Origin of the sequence: Vreelandella glaciei (assembly GCF_013415125.1) — a bacterium.
Classification (GTDB): Bacteria; Pseudomonadota; Gammaproteobacteria; order Pseudomonadales; family Halomonadaceae; genus Vreelandella; species Vreelandella glaciei.
Window position 1 is genome coordinate 164,785 of record NZ_JACCDE010000003.1, and the last position, 19,807, is coordinate 184,591.

The following is a 19,807-nucleotide window of genomic DNA, read 5'->3' on the forward strand; positions in this document are numbered from 1 at the left end:
GACGATTGGTAGAAGCTCATCATCTCAGCTAACTTTTAGATCAATCTAAAAACAACTATACAGGTAGCTACCATGCACCTTGATGCCTTACCCCATCAGAACCAGCGCGATACTGCTAGTGTGACTCTGAAGGATATCGCCGCCCACGCTGGGGTATCCCGCTCTACGGTGTCATTGGTATTGCGCGAGAGCCCATTGGTCGCCGAGCAAACCCGTCTAAAAGTGCAGCATTCCATCAAAGCGCTGGGCTATGTCTATAACCGCGGCGCTGCCGCCCTGCGCGGCAGCCGCACTTCGACACTTGGAGTGGTAGTTTACGACATCGCCAATCCCTTCTTTGGCGCTATGGTGGCGGGTATTGATGCCGCACTGAACCGCGAAGGCTATGTCTCTTTTTTGGCCAACAGCGAGGATTCACCAGCGCGCCAACAGCGCTTTTTGGAGCGCATGCGCGAACACAGCGTCGACGGCATCCTGTTATGCCCAGCGGAGGGCACCGACCCAGGATTGATCGACACTCTCGACAATTGGGGCATGGCCTGCGTGCAGGTACTACGCCACGTGGCCGAGCCGCCCTTCGACTATGCTGGCGCCAACTTTCACCAAGGGGTTTGCCAAGCCATGGATCACCTTGTGAGACTGGGCCATCAACGCATCGCCTTCCTTGGCGGTCACAGCGAGCACTCGGCGACCCGCGAGCGTTGGCAAGGCTACCGGGAATCATTAGAACACCATCAGCTCACCTACCAGCGCCTGCTGCGCTCCACCGTGACTCGCCGCGATGGCGTCGACATGATTACGCAGCTAATGGCTGAATCGCCAGCGCCCACAGCGGTCGTTTGCCACAACGACATGGTGGCCTTCGGTGCCATGCTTGGCCTGAAGCGCCTAGGGTTAGTGCCAGGCGTCGACTGCGCGGTGATCGGCACGGATGACGTCGAAGAAGCCAGCCTGAGCGAACCGTCACTGACCAGCATCGCCACCCATCCTTATGCAATCGGCGAAGAGGCGGCACGCTTAGCGCTGCGACGCATCGCCAACCCGGAAGGCGCACGGGAGCAAGTGGTATTAGCGCCCCGACTGCAGATTCGCGACTCCTGCGGGGCCGCCAGGCCTACGTCAGACTCAACCCTGCCCAACCGTGCTGCTGGGACTCACGCCTAGCGTTCTGTCCCATGCTGCAACTCAACGCCGCTCAAAGCGGCGATAACAAAAAGGTAGAATTATGACTAAGAAATGGATCGATCTAAAAAACACCTCAACTCGTGGATTGTTAGGCTCCGCCCTGCTGGCGACGGCCGCTCTAGGGTTCGCTGGCACGGCCCAGGCCTTAGATCTTCACTTCGGCCACGGCGGTACCGAAGACACCGCTTACCAATTGGGCGCCGAGCGCTTCAAAGAGCTGCTTGCCGAGGCCAGCGATGGCGAGATGGGCGTCCAGATCATGGGGAATTCAGTGCTCGGCCACGAGACTGAAATGTTTGAACAGCAGATGGCTGGCGCACTGGACGTGTCGATCATCAACCCCGGCCTGATCACCGACTTTTCTCCCACCGCCAACGTTTTCTCGATTCCTTTTTTGTATCGTGATGAAGATCATTGGAGCCAGGTGCTTGACGGCGAAGTGGGCCGCGCAATTGCTGACCAGATCACTGCGGAAACCGACGTGCGCGTATTGGCTTTCTACGGTGGCGGCAAGCGCCAGGTCGTTAGCACCGAGCCGTTGGAGAGCCTTGATGATCTCGAAGGCTTAAAGATCCGCACGAACCCCACCCAACCACTGATCACTGCTTGGGAGGCACTCGGCGCGGACCCCACCGTCATGCAGTGGAGCGAGATCTACACCGGGTTGCAACTGGGCGCCATTGACGGACTGCTCAATGAAGCAGAGTGGATTCACCGCATGCGCTTTCACGAAGTTGCCCCACACATCGGCCTCTCCGAGCACGATATTACGGTGCGACTGCTGACACTCTCTCAGGCAACCTGGGATCGTCTCGACGAATCCCAGCAAGAGCAGGTTATGAAGGCTGCCACCGAATCCGCTAGCTACGCTCGCAGCGTGCAACTAGAACAAGATGCCGAAGCGCTCGACCTGCTGGTTGAAGAGTGTGCCACCCTGCACGAAATGGATCGCGAGAAAATGATGGAAGCCGTCGCGGGACCGCTAGAGAGCGTGATCGCCGACATGGGACTGACCGAGTACCACCAGATGATCATCAACGCGGAATAACCCACCCGGCGCCGGCCTGGCCGGCGCCTCGCTTGCCATAGGTAATCACCATGTCCCGACTGCTCGCTGGCTTGGCACAGCTCAACCGGTTTCTGGAGCGTGTGCTCCACTGGATTCTGCTGTCGCTAGTGTTCGGCTTCATATTAATGGTCATCTACCAGGTGATCAGCCGAAATCTGGCGTTCATGCCAAATCTCTATTGGACCGAGGAATTCAGCCGCTTCGCCTTCCAGTGGATGGTAATGCTGGGCGCCGCAGTGGGAGTGCTTCACGCCGACCACTTTGTGCTTGAAGCCTTCCCCCACGGCTCACGGGCCGATCTCGCTACCCGGGTGATTCGCGACCTGGCGTGTTTGGCCATCGGTATTATCTTCGTCTTCCACGGCTACGAATTTGCCCTATCCGGGCTGCGCCGTAGCGCCACCGCCTCGGGGCTATCAATGATCTACGTCTACTCCACCTTCTTGGTCAGTGGGGTGTTCATTCTGCTATTCAGTATACAGCGCCTACTGCATACACTTCTTCACGGCTTGGATGCCATGGAAGCGTCACTCAATACGCCGAGCGAGATCGAGACGCTGAAGGTCAGCAGCGCGTCTGGTCACAGCGTGGAAAGCCTTGAGCCGGCCCCCAGAAGTAAGACACACACTGAACAGGGAGAGCCCCGCCCATGATGCCTGCCGACTGGATTTTCCTATTGCCCTGGCTGTTGTTCGGCTTGCTCTCCGTGCTCATCGTGGTAGGCGTGCCCATCGCCATGGCGCTCATCCTTACCTCGTTCAGCCTAATCTTCCTCGACCCGCGGCTGACCACTTGGGTGCTCTTCCAGCGCATGTACAGCGGCATGGACTCATTCGTGCTACTAGCCGTTCCGCTCTTTCTGCTGGCCGGTAACTTAATGAATGCAGCACGTATCACGGATCGTTTGATCACGCTGTGCATGCTATTAGTGGGTCACTTTAAGGGCGCCCTGGCCCACGTTAACGTCATGGTCAGCATGCTGTTCGCGGGCGTTTCCGGTTCCTCTACTGCCGACAGCGCAGGCATAGGCACGGTGCTAATCCCAGCCATGAAGCGCGAAGGCTATCCGACACACTTCGCCGTAGCCGTCACAGCAGCCTCGTCGGTGATGGGCATCATCATTCCTCCCTCAATCAACATGATTGTTTGGGGTGCCTTGACCAACACGTCCATCGCTGGCCTCTTCCTCGGCGGCATATTACCCGGGATCATGATCGGCGTAGCCCAGCTCTTGTTAAACCTAGGCTACGTGCGCCGCTATAACGTACCGATTCGACCGCGTGCCACCTTCCGCCAGCTGCTGCACTCAGGTAAGGACGGTCTGATGGCAGCAGGCATTCCAGTGGTGATCATTGGCGGCATTACGTTGGGTATTGTCACCCCCACCGAAGCGGCGATGATTGCCGTGCTCTATGCACTGGCACTAGGTTTTCTTGTCTATCGAGAGCTGACGTTCAGCGATGTCTTGGATTCCTCCACGGCGACCGTTAGGCTCTGCTCGCTATCGCTATTCAGCTTGGTGGGAGCGGCGATTTTTGGTTACCTAATCAGCTTCTACCAGATTCCACCCAAGCTGATGGCTGGGGTCAACATCTCAGATCCGATAATACTGCTACTGGTGATGACTGCCGTAATGCTGCTCATCGGCACCTTCATGGATTCGCTACCGGCCATGGCGATCATGGCACCGATCTTCCAGCCGTTAGCTATGCAAGCGGGCATCCATCCGGTGCAGTTTGGGGTAATTGGCGTGATGGCACTGGGCCTTGGGCTCATTACACCACCCTACGGGCTGTGCTTGATGATCTCGGCAAAGATCGGTGGTATTCCACTGCTCAAAGCGCTTGGTACCACGTTGATCTATCTGGCAGTGATGCTTGCGGTGATCCTGCTGCTGATTGTCTACCCTCAGTTAATTCTGGCGATCCCCCGTGCCTTGGTGCCGGACTTCGTCTGATCTACCCCGACGCCGGTTGCTGTTAAAGTGAGCCGGCGCTACATTGTTCAACATCGTGAGACCTCTATGTCCTTACCTCTCTGCCTGCTCTTCGACTCCGACGGTACTCTGGTCGATAGCGAGATCCTTCTCGGCGAGGTGATGGGCAATATTCTGCCGACCTTCGGCCTGCCCTTCTCCGCCCGTCAATACATGGAAGAATTCCGCGGCGTGCGTTTTCGTACCATCGTTGACAGCCTTGGCGAGCGCCACGGTGCCCTGAACGAAGAGCACTTCCCGGCAATGGAGAGTGAGATGCGCCGCCTGATGGAGCAACGTATGCGCGCCGAGCTGCTGCCCATCGACGGAATACCCGAGGTTCTGGAAATCCTTGCCGCCCACCCCAAAGCGGTTGTTTCCAACGGCCCGGATCGAAAGATTCGCTGCGCCATGGAAAGTGCTGGCCTGGCACGGCACTTCGGCAACAACCTCTTCAGCGCCTATACCTTGGGTGTGTGGAAGCCCGATCCGAGACTCTATCTACAGGCGGCCGAGGCCATGGGCCAAGCACCCGAGCGCTGCATAGTGATCGACGATGCCACCGTCGGCGTTGTCGCTGGATTGGCCGCTGGCATGCAGGTAATTCACCTCAATCGCTTTCCCGAAGAGGAGGAGACGCCGAAAGGTGCCATCGTCATCCATCACGCCAGCGAGCTACCCAAGTCAGTGGTTCAGCTCACCGCAAAGGAGAGCGCTCTTCAGCCGCTTTGACATGCATCGCCACCCTGCTGTCTACAATAAAGGTTTCGGCCAACGCTTGATCGGGGCGCTGGCTGGGATTTTTCTGGTAGCGACGTAAACGCACTAGGTATATAGCGGCATGGTTTTCAAACGAAAGAGGCCATACCAATAAGTCATGATAATAATTTGCGGGGAAAATCTTTCGCCCTGCTCAGCAGAGCCTCTTACTCTGTTCTTGTTCATTGGCTAACTGCCTGTGCTACATGCCTACTCTCCAAGGCCAGTCACCTTTCGCTGTTGCGCTTCAATCTGTTCGCTGCGAATATTTGCGTGAAGATTATACTTCCAAGAATGCGGCCCCTATCGGAGCAAAAAAGAGATTCCGTTGTTCAGCTTTCATTAATAAAAAAAACACTACTAAATAATTTAGCCTAGCCACCCAATCAAACTGAAGGGCTTAGCCACTAGAACAGCCGAAGCGTAAGTAAAGTGCACTGATTCATAAAAATTAACTATTACGCTCCCTGATTGTGCCTATTACCCATCATCATACTAATACTCAATAATCACGCGTCCCTTTTGTTAAACTACTTTTGTTCTAAACACATCAAGAGATGTGTGCCCTGACGGACTGCGCTCTAGCCACCATTAGCGTACATGAGCAGTTTTATAACGGCTCTTATATAATTATTAATAATCAGGAGGCAGCGTTTGGAGCTATTTCACTTCGCCTTGAATAATGCAGGTCTGCTGCTGTCACGCACAGTCGAGCATATTGCCCTTGTTGGCGTTGCCGTTGGCATTGCCACCTTGACGGGAGTGCCAATCGGCATCGCCATTACTAAAAATGAGCGTGTCGCACAAAGTGTGCTCTATCTAGCGTCCATCATCGTTACCATCCCTTCAATCGCCCTTTTTGGCATCATGATTCCGGTTTTATCGCTCATCGGGCATGGCATCGGCTATGTGCCAGCTGTGATCGCGGTATTGCTGTACTCCCAGCTACCTATCATCCGCAACACGTACACGGCGATTAATAATGTTAATCCGGCATTACGAGAAGCCGCTCGAGGCATTGGCATGAACCCCAATCAGCGCCTGCGTTTGGTTGAAATTCCACTCGCCATCCCGGTCATCATGGCTGGCGTACGCACGGCCGTAGTGCTCAATATTGGCGTCATGGCGATCGCCGCCTACATCGGCGCCGGTGGATTAGGCACCTTTATTAGCCGGGGCATTTCTCAATCGGATCCACGCCAGCTAATCGTCGGCGCGATTGCTGTGAGTCTGCTGGCCATTATCGTTGACTATTCACTACTGTATTTACAAAAGCGCCTAACCCCTAAAGGAATGAGCCGTGAGGCTGCGGCGACCTAACGCCTCTTTCTTGATGTAATTGCTACTATAAGAGACACCCATATGATTCGACTTGATAGCCTGACCAAGGTGTTCGATACGCCGAAAGGCGCGGTGGTGGCCGCTGACCATATCGATATGGAAGTGCCTGAAGGGGAAATCTGTGTCCTCTTGGGGCCATCGGGCTGCGGCAAAACCACCACGTTGAAGATGATCAACCGGATCGTTAAGCCCACTGCTGGCAAAGTGTTTATCAATGGCGAGGATACAACCGGCCTCGATACTCAGACACTGCGTCGCAATATTGGCTATGTGATCCAGCAAATTGGTCTGTTTCCCAACATGACCATCGAGGAAAACATCACCATTGTGCCCAAGCTATTGGGCTGGGATAAGGCCAAATACAAAGCACGGGCACGCGAAATGATGGCGATGATCGCGCTGGAGCCGGATGCCTTTCTTAAGCGCTTCCCCAGTGAGTTATCGGGTGGTCAACAGCAACGCATTGGGGTGGCCCGTGCACTCGCCGCCGATCCGCCAGTGATGTTGATGGATGAACCGTTTGGGGCTATCGACCCGATCAACCGGGCCGTCATTCAAGATGAGTTCCTTAAAATGCAGCAGGAACTCAACAAAACCATCATGTTCGTAAGCCACGACATCGATGAAGCTATCAAAATGGGCAACCGCGTAGCGGTTTTCCGTGAGGGGAAGCTGGTTCAGTACTCCACGCCCGATGACTTGCTGGCGGCGCCCAAAAACGCTTTTGTGGAATCCTTTCTCGGTGAAGACCGTGCGCTTAAGCGGTTAAACCTGGTAAAAGTGCGTGAGATTGTTACCGACGAAATCGGCACCGTCTTGCCAAGCGATACGTTAGAGACAGCGTTGGCGAAAATTGACGACTACGGTTATCAAAACGCTATTTTGATGGTGAATGAACGGAAGCAGCCCGCCGGGATTATTAGCCGCTCCGTCGCCCGCACTACTAAAGGCTATTGCCGCGATCACTTCCAAGCTGTTCCTGCGGTTGTTGATCTCGACGATGACCTACGCAAAGCCGCCTCTTTGATGTTTGCTCACGACCAAACTTGGCTGCCCTGCGTCAACCAAGAAGGAACGGTGTGCGGCCAAATAACCCAGCGCGCCATGACCAGCCACCTAGGCGCACGCTATCGCGCTCGCCAAGGGGATGATCGCAAGCCATCTGCGGCCATTAAGGAATAACCATGCCTATTCGATCCATAAAAGGGGCGCTTAAGGTACTGGTGCTGGTGGCCATTTTTTTCGCCGGAGTGTGGAGCCAGTCTAGCGGCGTTATTGATGAGTTTTTGTGGTATCTACCTGACGTTCAGTATTTGATGGTTCAGCATATCTGGCTCACGGTGATGTCCGGTAGCTTGGCAATTCTCTTTGCCATTCCGCTGGGTATTGTTCTATCGCGCCCCAAAATGGCGAATGTAGCCGAATCACTCATGCAAGTGCTCAACGTTGGGACCACTATCCCCACCCTAGCCGTGCTTGCGCTGTCGATGAGCTTTTTAGGCATTGGCACGGTACCGGCTGTTTTTGGCCTTTTTGTGGCCACGCTACTACCCATTACCCGTAATACCTATACGGGATTGAAGGGAGTTAACCCAGCACTCATGGAAGCGGCTGCGGGGATTGGCATGTCACCGATGCAACGGCTTTTCAAAGTCGAGCTGCCCAATGCCCTCTACGTAATTTTTGCAGGGATGCGCACAGCACTAACGATCAATGTGGGCACTGTTCCCCTGGCGTTTTTGATCGGTGCGGGCGGTCTCGGTGAGCTTATTTTTACCGGCATTGATCTTTATGACCCGGTCATGATGCTTTCCGGTGCCATTCCGACCGCGCTGTTAGCGATCGTGGTCGATGCGCTGATCGCGGTTATTGCGTTTCTAGTTGTCCCTCGTGGGGTCAATCCCGGTCGCACTTAAGCCCCGCCACTCATGAAGCTTTTCTAACAAAAGAAGGATTCGATGATGAAAACATTTACGACAGCACTGACTAGTATTGCCTTGGCGAGCAGCGTTTCGCTCGCAAACGCCAACGAAATTAGCGTTGGCGGTAAGAACTTCACCGAGCAGCAGATACTGGCCACCATGACGACACAGTATCTGGACAACCTCGGTTACGATGTTGATAGCCGTTCTGGCATGGGCTCGGCCATTCTTCGCCAAGCGCAGGAAAATGGTCAGATTGATCTTTATTGGGAGTACACCGGCACGTCCCTGATCAACTACAACGACATCAGCGAAAGCCTAAGCCCTGAAGAAACCTACCAACGGGTCAAGGAACTCGACGCCGAGAAAGGCCTTACCTGGCTTGAACCGTCGGAGGCCAACAACACTTATGCGCTCGCCATGCGCGAAGCTGCCGCCGAGGAAAGTGGCATTGAAACGCTTTCTGACCTGGCCGACGCGGTCAATAATGAGCAGGGTCTAACCTTTGCGCTCAATGCCGAGTTCTACGCCCGTGAAGATGGTTGGCGCCCGCTAATGGAAGCCTACGACTTTCGTGTTGGTCGCAGCGAAGTGAGCCGCATGGATACAGGCTTAGTCTATCAAGCACTGCGCAATGAAGAAGTCGACGTCGGCCTCGTATTTGCCACCGACGGCCGTATTCCTGCCTTTGACTTTTATGTTCTTGAAGACGATCAAGGCTTTTTCCCGTCTTATGCGCTCGCTCCGGTGGTGCGTACGGAAACCCTGGAAGCTAATCCTGAGCTTGCCGACCAGATGAATAAACTCTCGGCACTCTTAAACGACGCGACGATGGCCGAACTCAATGCCAGCGTGGACGTTGAGCGTGAGTCAATCGAAGACGTGGCAGAGAGCTTCCTAGATGAGAATGATTTGCTCTAACACCGCTAGGCACATGCTCATAGCGCTGGCATAGTGTCTTGCCATCACATCACAGCAAAGCCGCTCTATTTGAGCGGCTTTTTCAATGGAGACGCCAATGCATTATCAAGACAAGCTTCGCGTCGGTGCCGCGCAGATCAATACAACATTGGGTGAGTTGAACGCCAATATCGACCGCCATTTATCGCTAATTGCCGAGGCAAAGCGTAAAGGGGTGGAATTGTTGGTATTCCCCGAGTTGTCATTGACAGGTTATCGCCTAGCGAACCAAGTGATGCAGGTGGCGATGCCCTTGGAAGACCCACGCCTTAAAACGCTAGCCAATGCCTGTGGTTCTATGCAGGTCGTGATGGGTTTTGTCGAAGAGGCGAGCCCCGGTGAGTACTACAATGCGCTGGCCATCTTTCAGCACGGCCAGCTAATGGGCGTGCATCGTAAGCTTAATCTGCCCACCTATGGCGGGCTGGAAGAAGGCAAGTGGTTTACCCATGGCAGTGAACTCACGCATACCGATATTTGCCCTGGCTGGTCGGCCACTCAGCTGATTTGTGCCGACTTATGGAACCCAGCATTAGTGCATGCCGCCCTGCTCGCTCGCCCGACGGTGCTTTGCGCGCCGATTAACTCAGCTAGCGGCATCGTTAGTGAGGACTTTTCCAATGAAGAAAATTGGGCATTGAATACCCGGTTTTACGCCATGACCTATGGCACACCGGTCATTATGGCGAACCGCTTTGGGCCGGAGGGTGACAGCCACTTCTGGGGCGGCTCACGCATTCTCGGCCCGGGTGGTGAGACGCTTGCGCAAGCCGACGATGAAGAAGTGCTGATTATGGCGGATCTTTCCCGTACCGCGATTGCCAAAGCACGCTTTGAATTACCCACACATCGTGATGCGGATACACCACTGGTCAGGGAGCTTATGGCGGGTTATCGCTAGCAACGGCCAACTCACCCGCCAGAGTAAGTATCCGGCGGGCAGGGGGGAAAGGTAGGTTCAGTGGGAGGGAAAGCTAAACTGTGCCGTCTCTTGGGCACTTTCCGTCGGCCAGCGCTGTGAGACTGCCTTTCGCCGAGTGTAAAAGCGCACAGCGTCGGGCCCATAGGCATGCAAGTCGCCAAACAGTGACTCTTTCCACCCACCAAAGCTATGAAAGGCTACCGGTACGGGTAGCGGCACATTAATACCTACCATGCCGACTTCAACCTCATCGGTGAAGCGGCGTGCTGCTTCACCAGCGCGGGTAAACAAGCAGGTACCATTTCCATACTGGTGAGCATTTATGAGTTCAATGGCTTGATCAAAGTCATCCACGCGAACGACACACAAGACGGGGCCAAAAATCTCGTCTTGGTAAATACGCATCGCTGAAGTGACGTGGTCAAATAGCGTCGCGCCCATAAAGTAGCCAGGGGCGTTTTCCACTAGCGGATGTTTGCGACCATCGAGTCTTAATACTGCACCAGCTGATTCGCCTTGACCGATATAGTCTGCCACCCGATCACGGTGGGCTTGGTTTACCAACGCGCCCATATCCAACCCCGGCTCTGTTCCGGGTCCAATATTGAGATGCTTCGCTTTTTCAGCAATCTTGTCTACCAACACATCAGCGGTTTGATTTCCCACACAAACAACCACCGAAATCGCCATGCAGCGTTCACCAGCGCTACCATAAGCGGCACCAATCAAGGTATTAGCCGCATTCTCAAGGTCAGCATCAGGCAGTATGACCGCATGATTTTTCGCCCCACCTAATGCTTGCACGCGCTTACCCAGGCTGGCACCACGCTCGTATATTGCTTTGGCTACCGGCGTAGAACCAACGAACGATAGCGCTTTAACCTTTGAATGCTCGATGAGCGCATCGGCGGCTTCGCGGTCTCCTTGTACGACGCTAAACACACCGGCGGGCAGGCCTGCCTCTTCAAGTAGCTCCGCCATTTTGATCGCCACGGAGGGCACTTGCTCTGACGGTTTTAAAATAAAACAGTTGCCACATGCAATCGCTATGGGGAACATCCATAGCGGCACCATCGTGGGAAAATTGAACGGTGTGATGCCCGCGACAATCCCCACCGGCTGATGGTTTGACCACGTATCAATACCCGGTCCAGCGTTATGGGAATACTCGCCCTTTAATAGCTCAGGAATACCGCATGCGTATTCGACGTTTTCAATGCCACGTTTGAGTTCTCCCATGGCATCTTCCAACACTTTGCCATGTTCTTCGCTAATCAGCTTACACAGCGCCTCAGCATCACGCTCTAACAGCATTTTGAAGCGATACATGACCTGTACGCGCTTGCTAGGCGGCATATCACGCCAAGTGGGATACGCCGTTAGCGCCATTTTCACGGCTGAATTGACCGTTTGCGTGTCCGCCATTGCCACTTGGCGCACCGTTTTACCAAAGGCTGGATCTACCACGGGGAAGTAACGAGCTGCTTCTACGGGGCTCCCTCCTATCCACTGGGGAACAGTCGTCAGCGATGAATCAATCACGGGATTACACTTCCTTATTTTAGCAGCTCGTCGTTGAAGGGATAGCGTGAGAGCTTTTCGATACCGGTCTCGGTAATCAATACCTCTTCTTCGAGTTTGACACCATCAGCCGCGCCGACCTCGCCAATATAGCTTTCGACCGACACCACCATGCCTGGCTCTAGAACACCGTCCTTGGAGAACTTATCAAAATCCATATGGTGCGCGACCAGCGGCGTTTCACCATGCATCCCCACCCCATGAATGATCGATGGGTAGCGGCGGTCGATAAAGCGATCGGGGATTTTCCAGGCTTTATCGGCAATTTCACGGTAGCTCATGCCCGGTTTAAGCAAGCCCATATTGTGGTGTACCTGGTCGTACGCCATGCGATATATTTCGCGCTGATAGGCCGAAGGTTTGCCTGGACCAACGTGGAACGTGCGCGAGAAATCCGAGTAGTAACCGTGGCAACCGATGGTGTCGGTATCCAGTGCGACCAGCTCGCCAGGGCGAATTTTGCGGTCACTGGCTTCATTAAACCAAGGGTTTGTACGCGGCCCAGAAGAGAGAAGACGGGTTTCGATAAACTCGCCCCCGCCTCTGATCACCTCGCCGTACATGATCGCAAACAGCTCGTTTTCAGTGATGCCCGGTTTAATCGCGGCTTCGACTTCCGCCACGGCGGCTTCACTGGCGGCCATCGACTGAGCCAAACAAGCGATTTCTTCAGGCGTTTTGATGCGACGACAGTGCAACGTATCCTGCATGCAATCGTAGACATCAAGCCCCTGTGCTTCTAATGCACGCGCGAGATTAAGCGCGCAACGGTCAAGGCCCACTTTCTTATTACCCCTGCCGTGTTCCTTAACCAATTCGGCAATTTCCACACCAAAGGGGTCAGACGACATGCCATCGCGCTGATTCACCGCTGACCACACCACCTTAGAGGTGCGCGCCTCATCGATGGTCTCAAGCCAAGTGGACACGTGCGCGCTACCGGGATACTCAAATAGAATAATTGGCCCTTCCAGCGGGACATAAACGTATCGCGTGGAGTTACGCAGGAAGTAACCAAACATATTGCGCGACCCTGTCGCATAGCGCTGGTTATTCGGGTCAAACAGCACCAGTGCTGCATACCCTTCTTCCGCCATCATGGCACGCAGACGCTGAAGCCGCCCAGCGCGCAGCTGTTTAGGATCAAAGGCGGTGGGAATGCTATCGCCGTTGCCCATCGGCGCCGACGGCACCACTGGAATCTGATCAGGTTCGTTATCGGTAAGGTTTTCGCTTTCGACAATACTCATGGTATCTCTCGCCTCAGGGTTGGTTGGAGTCGCGGGGAACGTCTAAACGACTCCTAATCTGCTAGGCTATCGCTACGCTGCATGCCGTCTTTAAGGATTTGTTCATGAACTGGTGCCATGCGGCCAAAGATACGCTGAGCACGTTCCGGCCGACCCACAAAGCCTGGCTCTTTGGCGTAGGCAAAAATGACGGTGTGGCGCTCTTTATCTCCCTCAACCGGCGTCACTCGGTGGAGAGAGTAGCGACCAAAGAACACCTGTAAGTCACCCGGTTGAAGATCAAGGGTTTTCAGTTGTGAGCGATCCCCGTCGATGACTTTCTCAACGTCTGCGAAGTTTTCACCTTCAGGGCTACGGATCCCCGGCGCGTACTCGAAACGGCCGCCACCATGAGATTGACGCGTCATCATCGTGACAATGAACTCGTTGGTGTCATAGTGCCAAGGGTGCTGGCAGCCCTCACGCAACACGTTTACCACTAAGTCCGCCAACGGGTCGGCGTACTGGTGAATTTTTTCCCTTCCCACCACGGCCCCAATAAAGCGTTGAAATTCTGGATTTTCATACACTTGCCGGATAATAGTGTCACTACCGATACGATCCCCTGCCACAAAACCATTTGTGCGATCGTCAAAGCGATTTTTGGGATGTGTGGCCGGCAGTGAAGGGTCTCCTTCACTGTTATACGGGTTCGTCTCCGTTTGGTTGTAATGAGCATCCGGCGACAGCCGCTCTGTTTCCCGTTCAAGACGTGCTAGAGCCTCCTCAGGAACAAAGTTTTTAAGCACGACGCAGCCATCTTCACCTAGCTGACTGCGACACTGTGCGATTAACGCACGTCCGGTTTCACTGTCCAGCGCATCAATGGGATACGTTTTGAGATCGATAAGGCCATCTAATGTATTCGCCGATGGAGCAACCGCAGTCGCTTGCATGAAAAATACTCCTGTCGAATTAACGAATAATCTGGTGAATAAGGTCACGTTGAATAACGTTTTGGACAGGGTAGTGATGGATGACTCATAATAGAAATGAATAGTTGAGATACGACCCATTTAAAAGGCTCATGAATTATGGATACGGATTTACTTCGCGCCTTTGTCACCGTGGCGGAATGCCAAGGGTTTAGCGCCGCCGGTAAGGTGTTGCATCGAACCCAATCGGCGATGAGCCTGCAAATAAAGCGCCTTGAGGATCAGATGCGGCAGTCACTCTTTGAGCGCACTAGCCGCAGCGTGTTGCTAACGGCCGCCGGAGAGCGTTTGCTGCCCTACGCACGCCACATACTCAAGTTAGAAGATGAAGCCAAAGACTTACTTAAAGGAGGGACACATGGCGAAATCATTCGACTAGGCACTTCTGAAGAACAAGCGGCTACCTACTTGCCAGATCTGCTGCCCCGCTTTTCGGCACAGTTTCCCCATATTCAATTAGAGGTACAGTGTGATATCAGCGACGCGCTGGTGAAGCGCTTTCAGGAAGGGTTGTTGGATGTCGTGCTGTCGGTAAGACATAAGCCCACTCAATCAGGGCAACTACTCGGTTGGGAGCCAATGGTGTGGGTGATTGCTGAACATGTCCCGTTGGCGCAATGGCCAATACTTCCATTGGCTTTAAACCCCGAAGGCTGCATTTTTCGTGCGCATGCGTTGTCAGCGCTCGGACGTGAGGAAAAACCCTGGGAGCTTCGCTACATTAGCCAATCCCCGACCGGCATTAATGTCCCTGTGCAAAATGGGCTTGCGCTAACCGTTAAGACACCGCGCAGTGTTCCGCCAGGTTGTCGTATCGTGACAGAAGCCGATGGATTACCTGATCTTGGGCATGTGGAAATAGAGCTTCACCAGCGGCCTGGCCATTCCAGTGAAGCCTTTCAAGCATTTTGCCAAGCGCTAGAAGCAGCAGTTACTGATCATAATGGCATTGAATGCTACATCTAGGCGCGTAGTAAACTTGTTTATATTTCCAACGTACCCCACCGTTCAGCCCTATTATTTCATCATACATTTTCGAGCCATTGTTATGGCATTTTGTGCGAAGTCGGCGGAAGAAAAGCTGGTAGCTCCTAACTATTGAATTAAATTTAAAGTAAAAAAAGCCGGATCAAGCTCGTCTGGAAGATATCACCAACATCCTAAAACGAGAGGGATAGCTTACCTCGCGGTTGATTGACCGGTTATTTCGGACGCTTGAGAGGTGGTCAATGCTAACCAGTTGCCATCCCAGCTAGTGAATGATTCGTTAACTATGAGTTATACCTTTGATGATCAACTAGCCCATGTTATATGCCTCAGGTACAAGTAAGATGATCTTCTATTGGTTATAACGGAGGCGGAGTTTTGGAGCCGCTGCTCATCGTGTAAACGCCTTGCTGAAAGCACGAATGCCCCCGCCTTCGCCGCGGTGGGCCAATGGCCTTTTAGCTAGCAATACAAAATGAAATGCAGCATTAGGGTAAGGCATGTCTAATAACTGTGCTAAATGTGCCGTGTGCTTACACTTTTTACTGAAATCCATACAGAATCTAGAAACTTTCCAAACAAAAACGGCCACTGTAGCAATTAGCTAAGTGACCGTTTTATATGTTCTTGGTCGGAGCGACAGGATTCGAACCTGCGACCTTTGCAACCCCATTGCAACGCGCTACCAAGCTGCGCCACGCTCCGCTGTCTTTATTGGCCGCTACATATTTGCCTCAAGACGGTGCGTATACTAGCGGTTTCTTGCATAAATGAAAAGCCTTTATAGCGCTTTCTTTTCAAGTATTTGTCATTCACCACCTTAACGCGATCCAGCCTTTCTCGTTAGTGTTGGTCAGCGTCGAGCAGCAGATAGGCCATGGCGTCATAGACACCCGGCGCAGCGACCAGCAAGTGTTCTGGGTAGAGGTCTTCGGGTACCGATTTGGGCGGCTCATATAAGTGGCCTACCCGCGCCCCGGCTTCGCGTGCAATGACCCAGCCCGCGACAAAATCCCAGGGCGAGACGCTTTCGTAATACGCATCTAAACGGCCACAGGCCACATCGCACAGATCGAGGGCCGCCGCGCCGTTACGGCGGATATCCTGGCATTCAACCAGCACCGCCTCTAACCGCTTTAAAAGGTGCTTGCGCCCTTCTTTGCGGTAGGGGAATCCCGTTCCTACCAGGGTGTGAGCCAGTGAATCAGCACGGCTAGGCTGGATGGCCTGGCCGTTGCAAAAAGCCCCACCGCCTTCTGCCGCGCTAAAGGTTTCGCCTAAAAACGGTGCGTGTACAACACCGACCTTAGCAATGCCCTCTTCCATCCAGCCGATGGACACCGCCACATGGCGCAACCCCTGCGCAAAGTTGACCGTGCCATCAATGGGGTCCACGACCCAAAGCTGCGGCGCCTGCACATGCACAGCGCTCTCGGGGGCGAGCTCTTCACTCAGCCGTGCTTCACCAGGAAAATGCTCTTCCAGCCGCTGGCTAATGAGCTGGTCAACGGCCACATCCACATCGGTCACCAGCTCATTATCTTTTTTCAACCGCTGCGAAAAACCTTGTTGCTCACGCGCCTGGATAATCATCTGCCCGGCTTCTTCGGCGATGGCAATGGCTCGCTCAAGACGTGCCGCTAATGTGTCGTCGCTCATGGAATCTCCCTTTAGAAGGCGATGCTACTAAGAGCCTCTACCATAAGCCGACGAGAGGTAATTTTCGAGTCATGCCGACTTCACATCATGCTCGTTAGCGCAAAACATCGACCAGAACATCCACCACAACGCGGGTGGCTGCTTCGATCAAGACAACATCCGCCCCCACCCGCTCCCATTCATAGCCTGGGTATTGCGGTAACTGAGCGGCTAGCCGACCATCAAAGCGCTTGGCGATACCCGGCGGCAGCGGCTTACCGCGCTCTAAATTGCGCTGAACACCCGGCGGCAATGATTCGGCTCGCGGCGCATCGTGCTGGCGCAATAGCTGGCGCAGTTCACCCTCATTAATGCGGGGTAAATCAACCCGCTCATTTTGAGCGCTTTCGGTATGGTGAGCGTCGTGCTGCTGAGTCTGGTGTTGACTACTGCTGCCCTTATCCCGCGCACCGTGAGCCGGGGCATGGTCGGGTTGGGCAAAGGCAGCGCTATTGAGTAGCAGTGCGCCACAGGCAGTTAGGATAATCAGTTTGGTAGGGGTCACTGTAAGCTCCTCGCTTAAGGTTAGAGCTGACAGTATAAAGAATAATTGCGCAGGGATTGAGGAAGGATAAGGGAGTTTATATGAGGTAACTGCCGGGCCAGTATTTTGGGTAATAGACTATTGCTGGCCAATGCGGCTTACAGATATAAAAAACGGCCAGCATTTCTGCTGGCCGCTGACTGGTTCTACCTAGCTTTAAAATAGATTACTCTGCTAGAGGCTCTACAAGTGAACAACTACCAGTATCAAGATCACACAGAGCATCAGATGTAGCCGGGTCATTCGCTACAATTCTAGCCTCATTGGTAGCTTCATCAACTTCCGGAAGATTTTCAACAGCACAGGCTTCAAAATCCATATTTATGGTGGACACATCACCGGTAGGATCCTGATCTTCAACTACATACATACGCGCCCAAGACGTTGCTTCTGAAAGACAAGCATTGTTGGCCGCACGGGCGGTATAAGCTCCATACTGCGGAATAGCCACTGCTGCCAAAACGCCAATGATCGCCACAACGATCAGTAGTTCAATTAGCGTGAAACCGCCTTGTTTGGTGTTGCGGGTAATCGGTTGAAAAGTGCTTTGCATATCGTTTGTTCCCTGTATAGCCGGTATAGAAAGAATGCTTTTTTGGGTGAAACACCATCGGGATGACGGCTTTCGAATTCTGGCGTTACAAATACCACACTAACTTACATTTGACGAGTTTTCAATGAATTAAGGACTACTTTGATCACCCTATTCTCAACCCACCCTTATTCCACTTTTATTCCACTCTCCTCCCAATATTAACCAGCGCCCTGCCACTTTAGGATTACCCTCTCATTACGTTATCACTACTGTCCTCAGCGACTAACTGTGGTAAAAGTGAGCCGCATTGTGGGAACCCAGGCGAGCGTCCGATGAGCCAAGCGACTACCGAATCAACATTAAGTTATGAGTCAACCCTAAGCCACGCCGCCGCACGCGGCGGGCAGCGCGGTATTGCCCAGCGTTTAATCAAGCACGGCTTGCTAACCGAAACCCAGGCGGCGGCGGCCGCTAGCGCCGCCGTGGAAAACGATATTTCACTGTTAGAGCACGTGGTTGAAAGCGGGCTTGTGCCCCCCACCGCCGCGGCGATTGCCGCAGGGTACGAGTACGGGCTAGCGGTTATCAATTTAGAAGCCGTTCGTATTAGCTCGCTGCCCCCTGTTGCTGACTACCCAGTGAGGATTCTGCAAAGCTTAAATGTGGTGCCTTTGGCCCGTCATGGGCACCGTTTAACGGTGGCAGTGCCTTACCCCGCCACGCTTACCCAGCTTGATGAGTTACAGTTTGCCACTGGGCTTAGCATTGAAGGGGTATTAGCCCCGATGGACCAGCTAGCCACCACGCTGAGTAGTTATTTAGCATTAACGCAAAGCGAACGTGGCATGCTGGACGAGTTTAATGACCTCGATGATGAGCTATCGACGCTGAGTGTTGCCGAAGACAGCGAAGTGCCTTTGGAAGAGGCCCCCCAAAACAGTGATGATGGCCCCATCGTCAAGTTTGTTAATAAGATTTTATTAGATGCGATTCGTCGTGGTGCCTCCGACATTCATTTCGAGCCTTACGAAACGCAGTATCGTATCCGTTTTCGTATTGACGGCATCTTAATTGAGGTCGCACGCCCTCCTTTAGGCATGCGTAACCGTGTTGCCGCCCGCTTGAAAATTATGGCGCGGCTGGATATTTCTGAGCGGCGCCTGCCCCAAGACGGAGCGATAAAACTTAAATTATCGCGCACGCGCTCGCTCGATTTTCGGGTCAACTCACTGCCCACGGTGTATGGCGAAAAATTGGTATTGCGTATTCTCGACCCCTCCGCGACCCAGCTCGGCATCGAGCAATTAGGCTTTACTGATGATCAACGTCACTTTTATGAACGTGCCCTCAATCAGCCCCAGGGAATGATACTGGTGTCGGGCCCCACTGGCAGTGGCAAAACTGTGTCGCTGTATACCGGCATTAATATTCTCAATAAAGTGGAGCGCAATATTTGCACGGCGGAAGATCCGGTTGAGATTAAAGTAGCCGGTATTAATCAGGTCAACGTGTTACCTAAAATTGGGCTTGATTTTGCCAGTGCGCTACGGGCATTTCTGCGCCAAGACCCGGATGTGGTCATGGTGGGTGAAATTCGGGATTTAGAAACCGCTGACATTGCCGTTAAAGCCTCCCAGACAGGCCACTTGGTGCTTTCTACCGTGCACACTAACTCAGCCGCCGAAACGCTCACGCGGCTGGCGAACATGGGGGTAACGTCGTTTAACATCGCCAGCGCCGTTAGCCTGATTATTGCCCAACGCTTAACGCGTAAACTCTGCCCACGCTGCAAGGAGCCGGTTATTATCCCCCACGAGGCACTGCGCAAAGAGGGCTTTAGCGATGAAGAAATTCAACAGGCCACTATTTTCAAGCCGGTAGGTTGTAAGCACTGCACGCATGGCTATAAAGGTCGCGTGGGTATTTATGAGGTCGTTCCCATTACGGAAGCCATGCGCCAATTAATTATGAGCAACGCCAACGCGATGGATATCGATCAGCAGGCGCGCCGCGAAGGCTACCCCAGTTTGCACCAGAGCGGTTTATTAAAAGTCATGCGGGGGATTACCAGCCTTGAAGAAATTAACCGCGTCAGTAAGGAGTAA

18 protein-coding genes and 1 tRNA gene are annotated in these 19,807 nt (G+C 53.5%); 12 read left to right on the forward strand and 7 right to left on the reverse strand.

Going from position 1 to position 19,807, the window contains the following annotated elements; genetic code table 11:
• Window positions 1-72 precede the first annotated feature (72 nt).
• The 10 genes from HZS80_RS03295 to HZS80_RS03340 all read left to right on the forward strand — a co-directional run bounded on the left by HZS80_RS03295 (window position 73) and on the right by HZS80_RS03340 (window position 10,112).
• Window positions 73-1,164 (forward strand): LacI family DNA-binding transcriptional regulator, encoded by a 1,092-nt coding sequence (locus HZS80_RS03295; protein ID WP_179915162.1) that lies wholly within the window; start codon window positions 73-75, stop codon window positions 1,162-1,164.
• 61 nt (window positions 1,165-1,225) lie between these two features.
• On the forward strand, window positions 1,226-2,233 hold the full coding sequence (locus HZS80_RS03300) for a TRAP transporter substrate-binding protein (protein ID WP_179915163.1): 1,008 nt from the start codon (window positions 1,226-1,228) through the stop codon (window positions 2,231-2,233).
• A gap of 50 nt (window positions 2,234-2,283) precedes the next feature.
• Window positions 2,284-2,907 carry a TRAP transporter small permease gene (locus HZS80_RS03305; protein ID WP_179915164.1) on the forward strand — a complete coding sequence of 208 codons (624 nt, stop codon included), beginning with the start codon at window positions 2,284-2,286 and terminating at the stop codon, window positions 2,905-2,907.
• Window positions 2,904-4,211, forward strand: coding sequence for a TRAP transporter large permease (locus HZS80_RS03310; RefSeq protein ID WP_179915165.1), 1,308 nt, complete (start codon window positions 2,904-2,906; stop codon window positions 4,209-4,211). The genes HZS80_RS03305 and HZS80_RS03310 overlap by 4 nt, the downstream gene beginning before the upstream one ends.
• A 66-nt stretch (window positions 4,212-4,277) precedes the next feature.
• Complete coding sequence (locus HZS80_RS03315; RefSeq protein ID WP_179915166.1) at window positions 4,278-4,961, forward strand: HAD-IA family hydrolase; 684 nt, start codon at window positions 4,278-4,280, stop codon at window positions 4,959-4,961.
• Between the two features lie 681 nt (window positions 4,962-5,642).
• Window positions 5,643-6,308 (forward strand): ABC transporter permease, encoded by a 666-nt coding sequence (locus HZS80_RS03320; protein ID WP_179915167.1) that lies wholly within the window; start codon window positions 5,643-5,645, stop codon window positions 6,306-6,308.
• A 42-nt stretch (window positions 6,309-6,350) separates the two neighbouring features.
• The gene (locus HZS80_RS03325) at window positions 6,351-7,511 is read left to right on the forward strand and encodes an ABC transporter ATP-binding protein (protein ID WP_035558471.1); all 1,161 of its coding nucleotides are present in this window, start codon (window positions 6,351-6,353) and stop codon (window positions 7,509-7,511) included.
• Window positions 7,512-7,513: 2 nt separating this feature from the next.
• A complete protein-coding gene (locus HZS80_RS03330) occupies window positions 7,514-8,245 on the forward strand; it encodes an ABC transporter permease (RefSeq protein ID WP_035558475.1) in 732 nt (243 codons plus the stop codon).
• A 42-nt stretch (window positions 8,246-8,287) separates the two neighbouring features.
• A complete protein-coding gene (locus HZS80_RS03335) occupies window positions 8,288-9,172 on the forward strand; it encodes a glycine betaine ABC transporter substrate-binding protein (protein WP_179915168.1) in 885 nt (294 codons plus the stop codon).
• A gap of 97 nt (window positions 9,173-9,269) precedes the next feature.
• Window positions 9,270-10,112, forward strand: a complete 843-nt coding sequence (locus tag HZS80_RS03340; protein ID WP_179915169.1) for a nitrilase-related carbon-nitrogen hydrolase — start codon at window positions 9,270-9,272, stop codon at window positions 10,110-10,112.
• A gap of 57 nt (window positions 10,113-10,169) precedes the next feature.
• Here the strand turns inward: HZS80_RS03340 and HZS80_RS03345 are convergent, their stop codons facing one another.
• From HZS80_RS03345 to HZS80_RS03355, 3 genes are read right to left on the reverse strand one after another with little or no spacing between them, the layout of a single operon-like run.
• Window positions 10,170-11,660 carry a CoA-acylating methylmalonate-semialdehyde dehydrogenase gene (locus tag HZS80_RS03345; protein ID WP_179915212.1) on the reverse strand — a complete coding sequence of 497 codons (1,491 nt, stop codon included), beginning with the start codon at window positions 11,658-11,660 and terminating at the stop codon, window positions 10,170-10,172.
• Between the two features lie 29 nt (window positions 11,661-11,689).
• The gene (locus tag HZS80_RS03350) at window positions 11,690-12,964 is read right to left on the reverse strand and encodes a M24 family metallopeptidase (RefSeq protein ID WP_035558483.1); all 1,275 of its coding nucleotides are present in this window, start codon (window positions 12,962-12,964) and stop codon (window positions 11,690-11,692) included.
• Window positions 12,965-13,017: 53 nt separating this feature from the next.
• Complete coding sequence (locus HZS80_RS03355) at window positions 13,018-13,899, reverse strand: HalD/BesD family halogenase (RefSeq protein WP_179915170.1); 882 nt, start codon at window positions 13,897-13,899, stop codon at window positions 13,018-13,020.
• A 138-nt stretch (window positions 13,900-14,037) separates the two neighbouring features.
• Here HZS80_RS03355 and HZS80_RS03360 point away from each other — a divergent pair, with 138 nt between their 5' ends.
• Window positions 14,038-14,904, forward strand: a complete 867-nt coding sequence (locus HZS80_RS03360; RefSeq protein WP_179915171.1) for a LysR family transcriptional regulator — start codon at window positions 14,038-14,040, stop codon at window positions 14,902-14,904.
• A gap of 649 nt (window positions 14,905-15,553) precedes the next feature.
• On the opposite strand, the gene HZS80_RS03365 is transcribed toward HZS80_RS03360, so the two are convergent.
• The 4 genes from HZS80_RS03365 to HZS80_RS23800 form a co-directional block, all read right to left on the reverse strand.
• Window positions 15,554-15,630, reverse strand: a tRNA-Pro gene (locus HZS80_RS03365).
• A gap of 138 nt (window positions 15,631-15,768) precedes the next feature.
• On the reverse strand, window positions 15,769-16,584 hold the full coding sequence (locus HZS80_RS03370) for an inositol monophosphatase family protein (RefSeq protein ID WP_008956854.1): 816 nt from the start codon (window positions 16,582-16,584) through the stop codon (window positions 15,769-15,771).
• A gap of 94 nt (window positions 16,585-16,678) precedes the next feature.
• The gene (locus tag HZS80_RS03375; protein ID WP_179915172.1) at window positions 16,679-17,128 is read right to left on the reverse strand and encodes an anti-virulence regulator CigR family protein; all 450 of its coding nucleotides are present in this window, start codon (window positions 17,126-17,128) and stop codon (window positions 16,679-16,681) included.
• 205 nt (window positions 17,129-17,333) lie between these two features.
• Window positions 17,334-17,720: a pilin gene (locus HZS80_RS23800; protein ID WP_179915173.1), complete on the reverse strand. Its 387-nt coding sequence runs from the start codon at window positions 17,718-17,720 to the stop codon at window positions 17,334-17,336.
• A gap of 314 nt (window positions 17,721-18,034) precedes the next feature.
• Between HZS80_RS23800 and pilB the strand changes: the two genes are divergently transcribed.
• The gene (gene pilB / locus HZS80_RS03385) at window positions 18,035-19,807 is read left to right on the forward strand and encodes a type IV-A pilus assembly ATPase PilB (RefSeq protein WP_179915174.1); all 1,773 of its coding nucleotides are present in this window, start codon (window positions 18,035-18,037) and stop codon (window positions 19,805-19,807) included.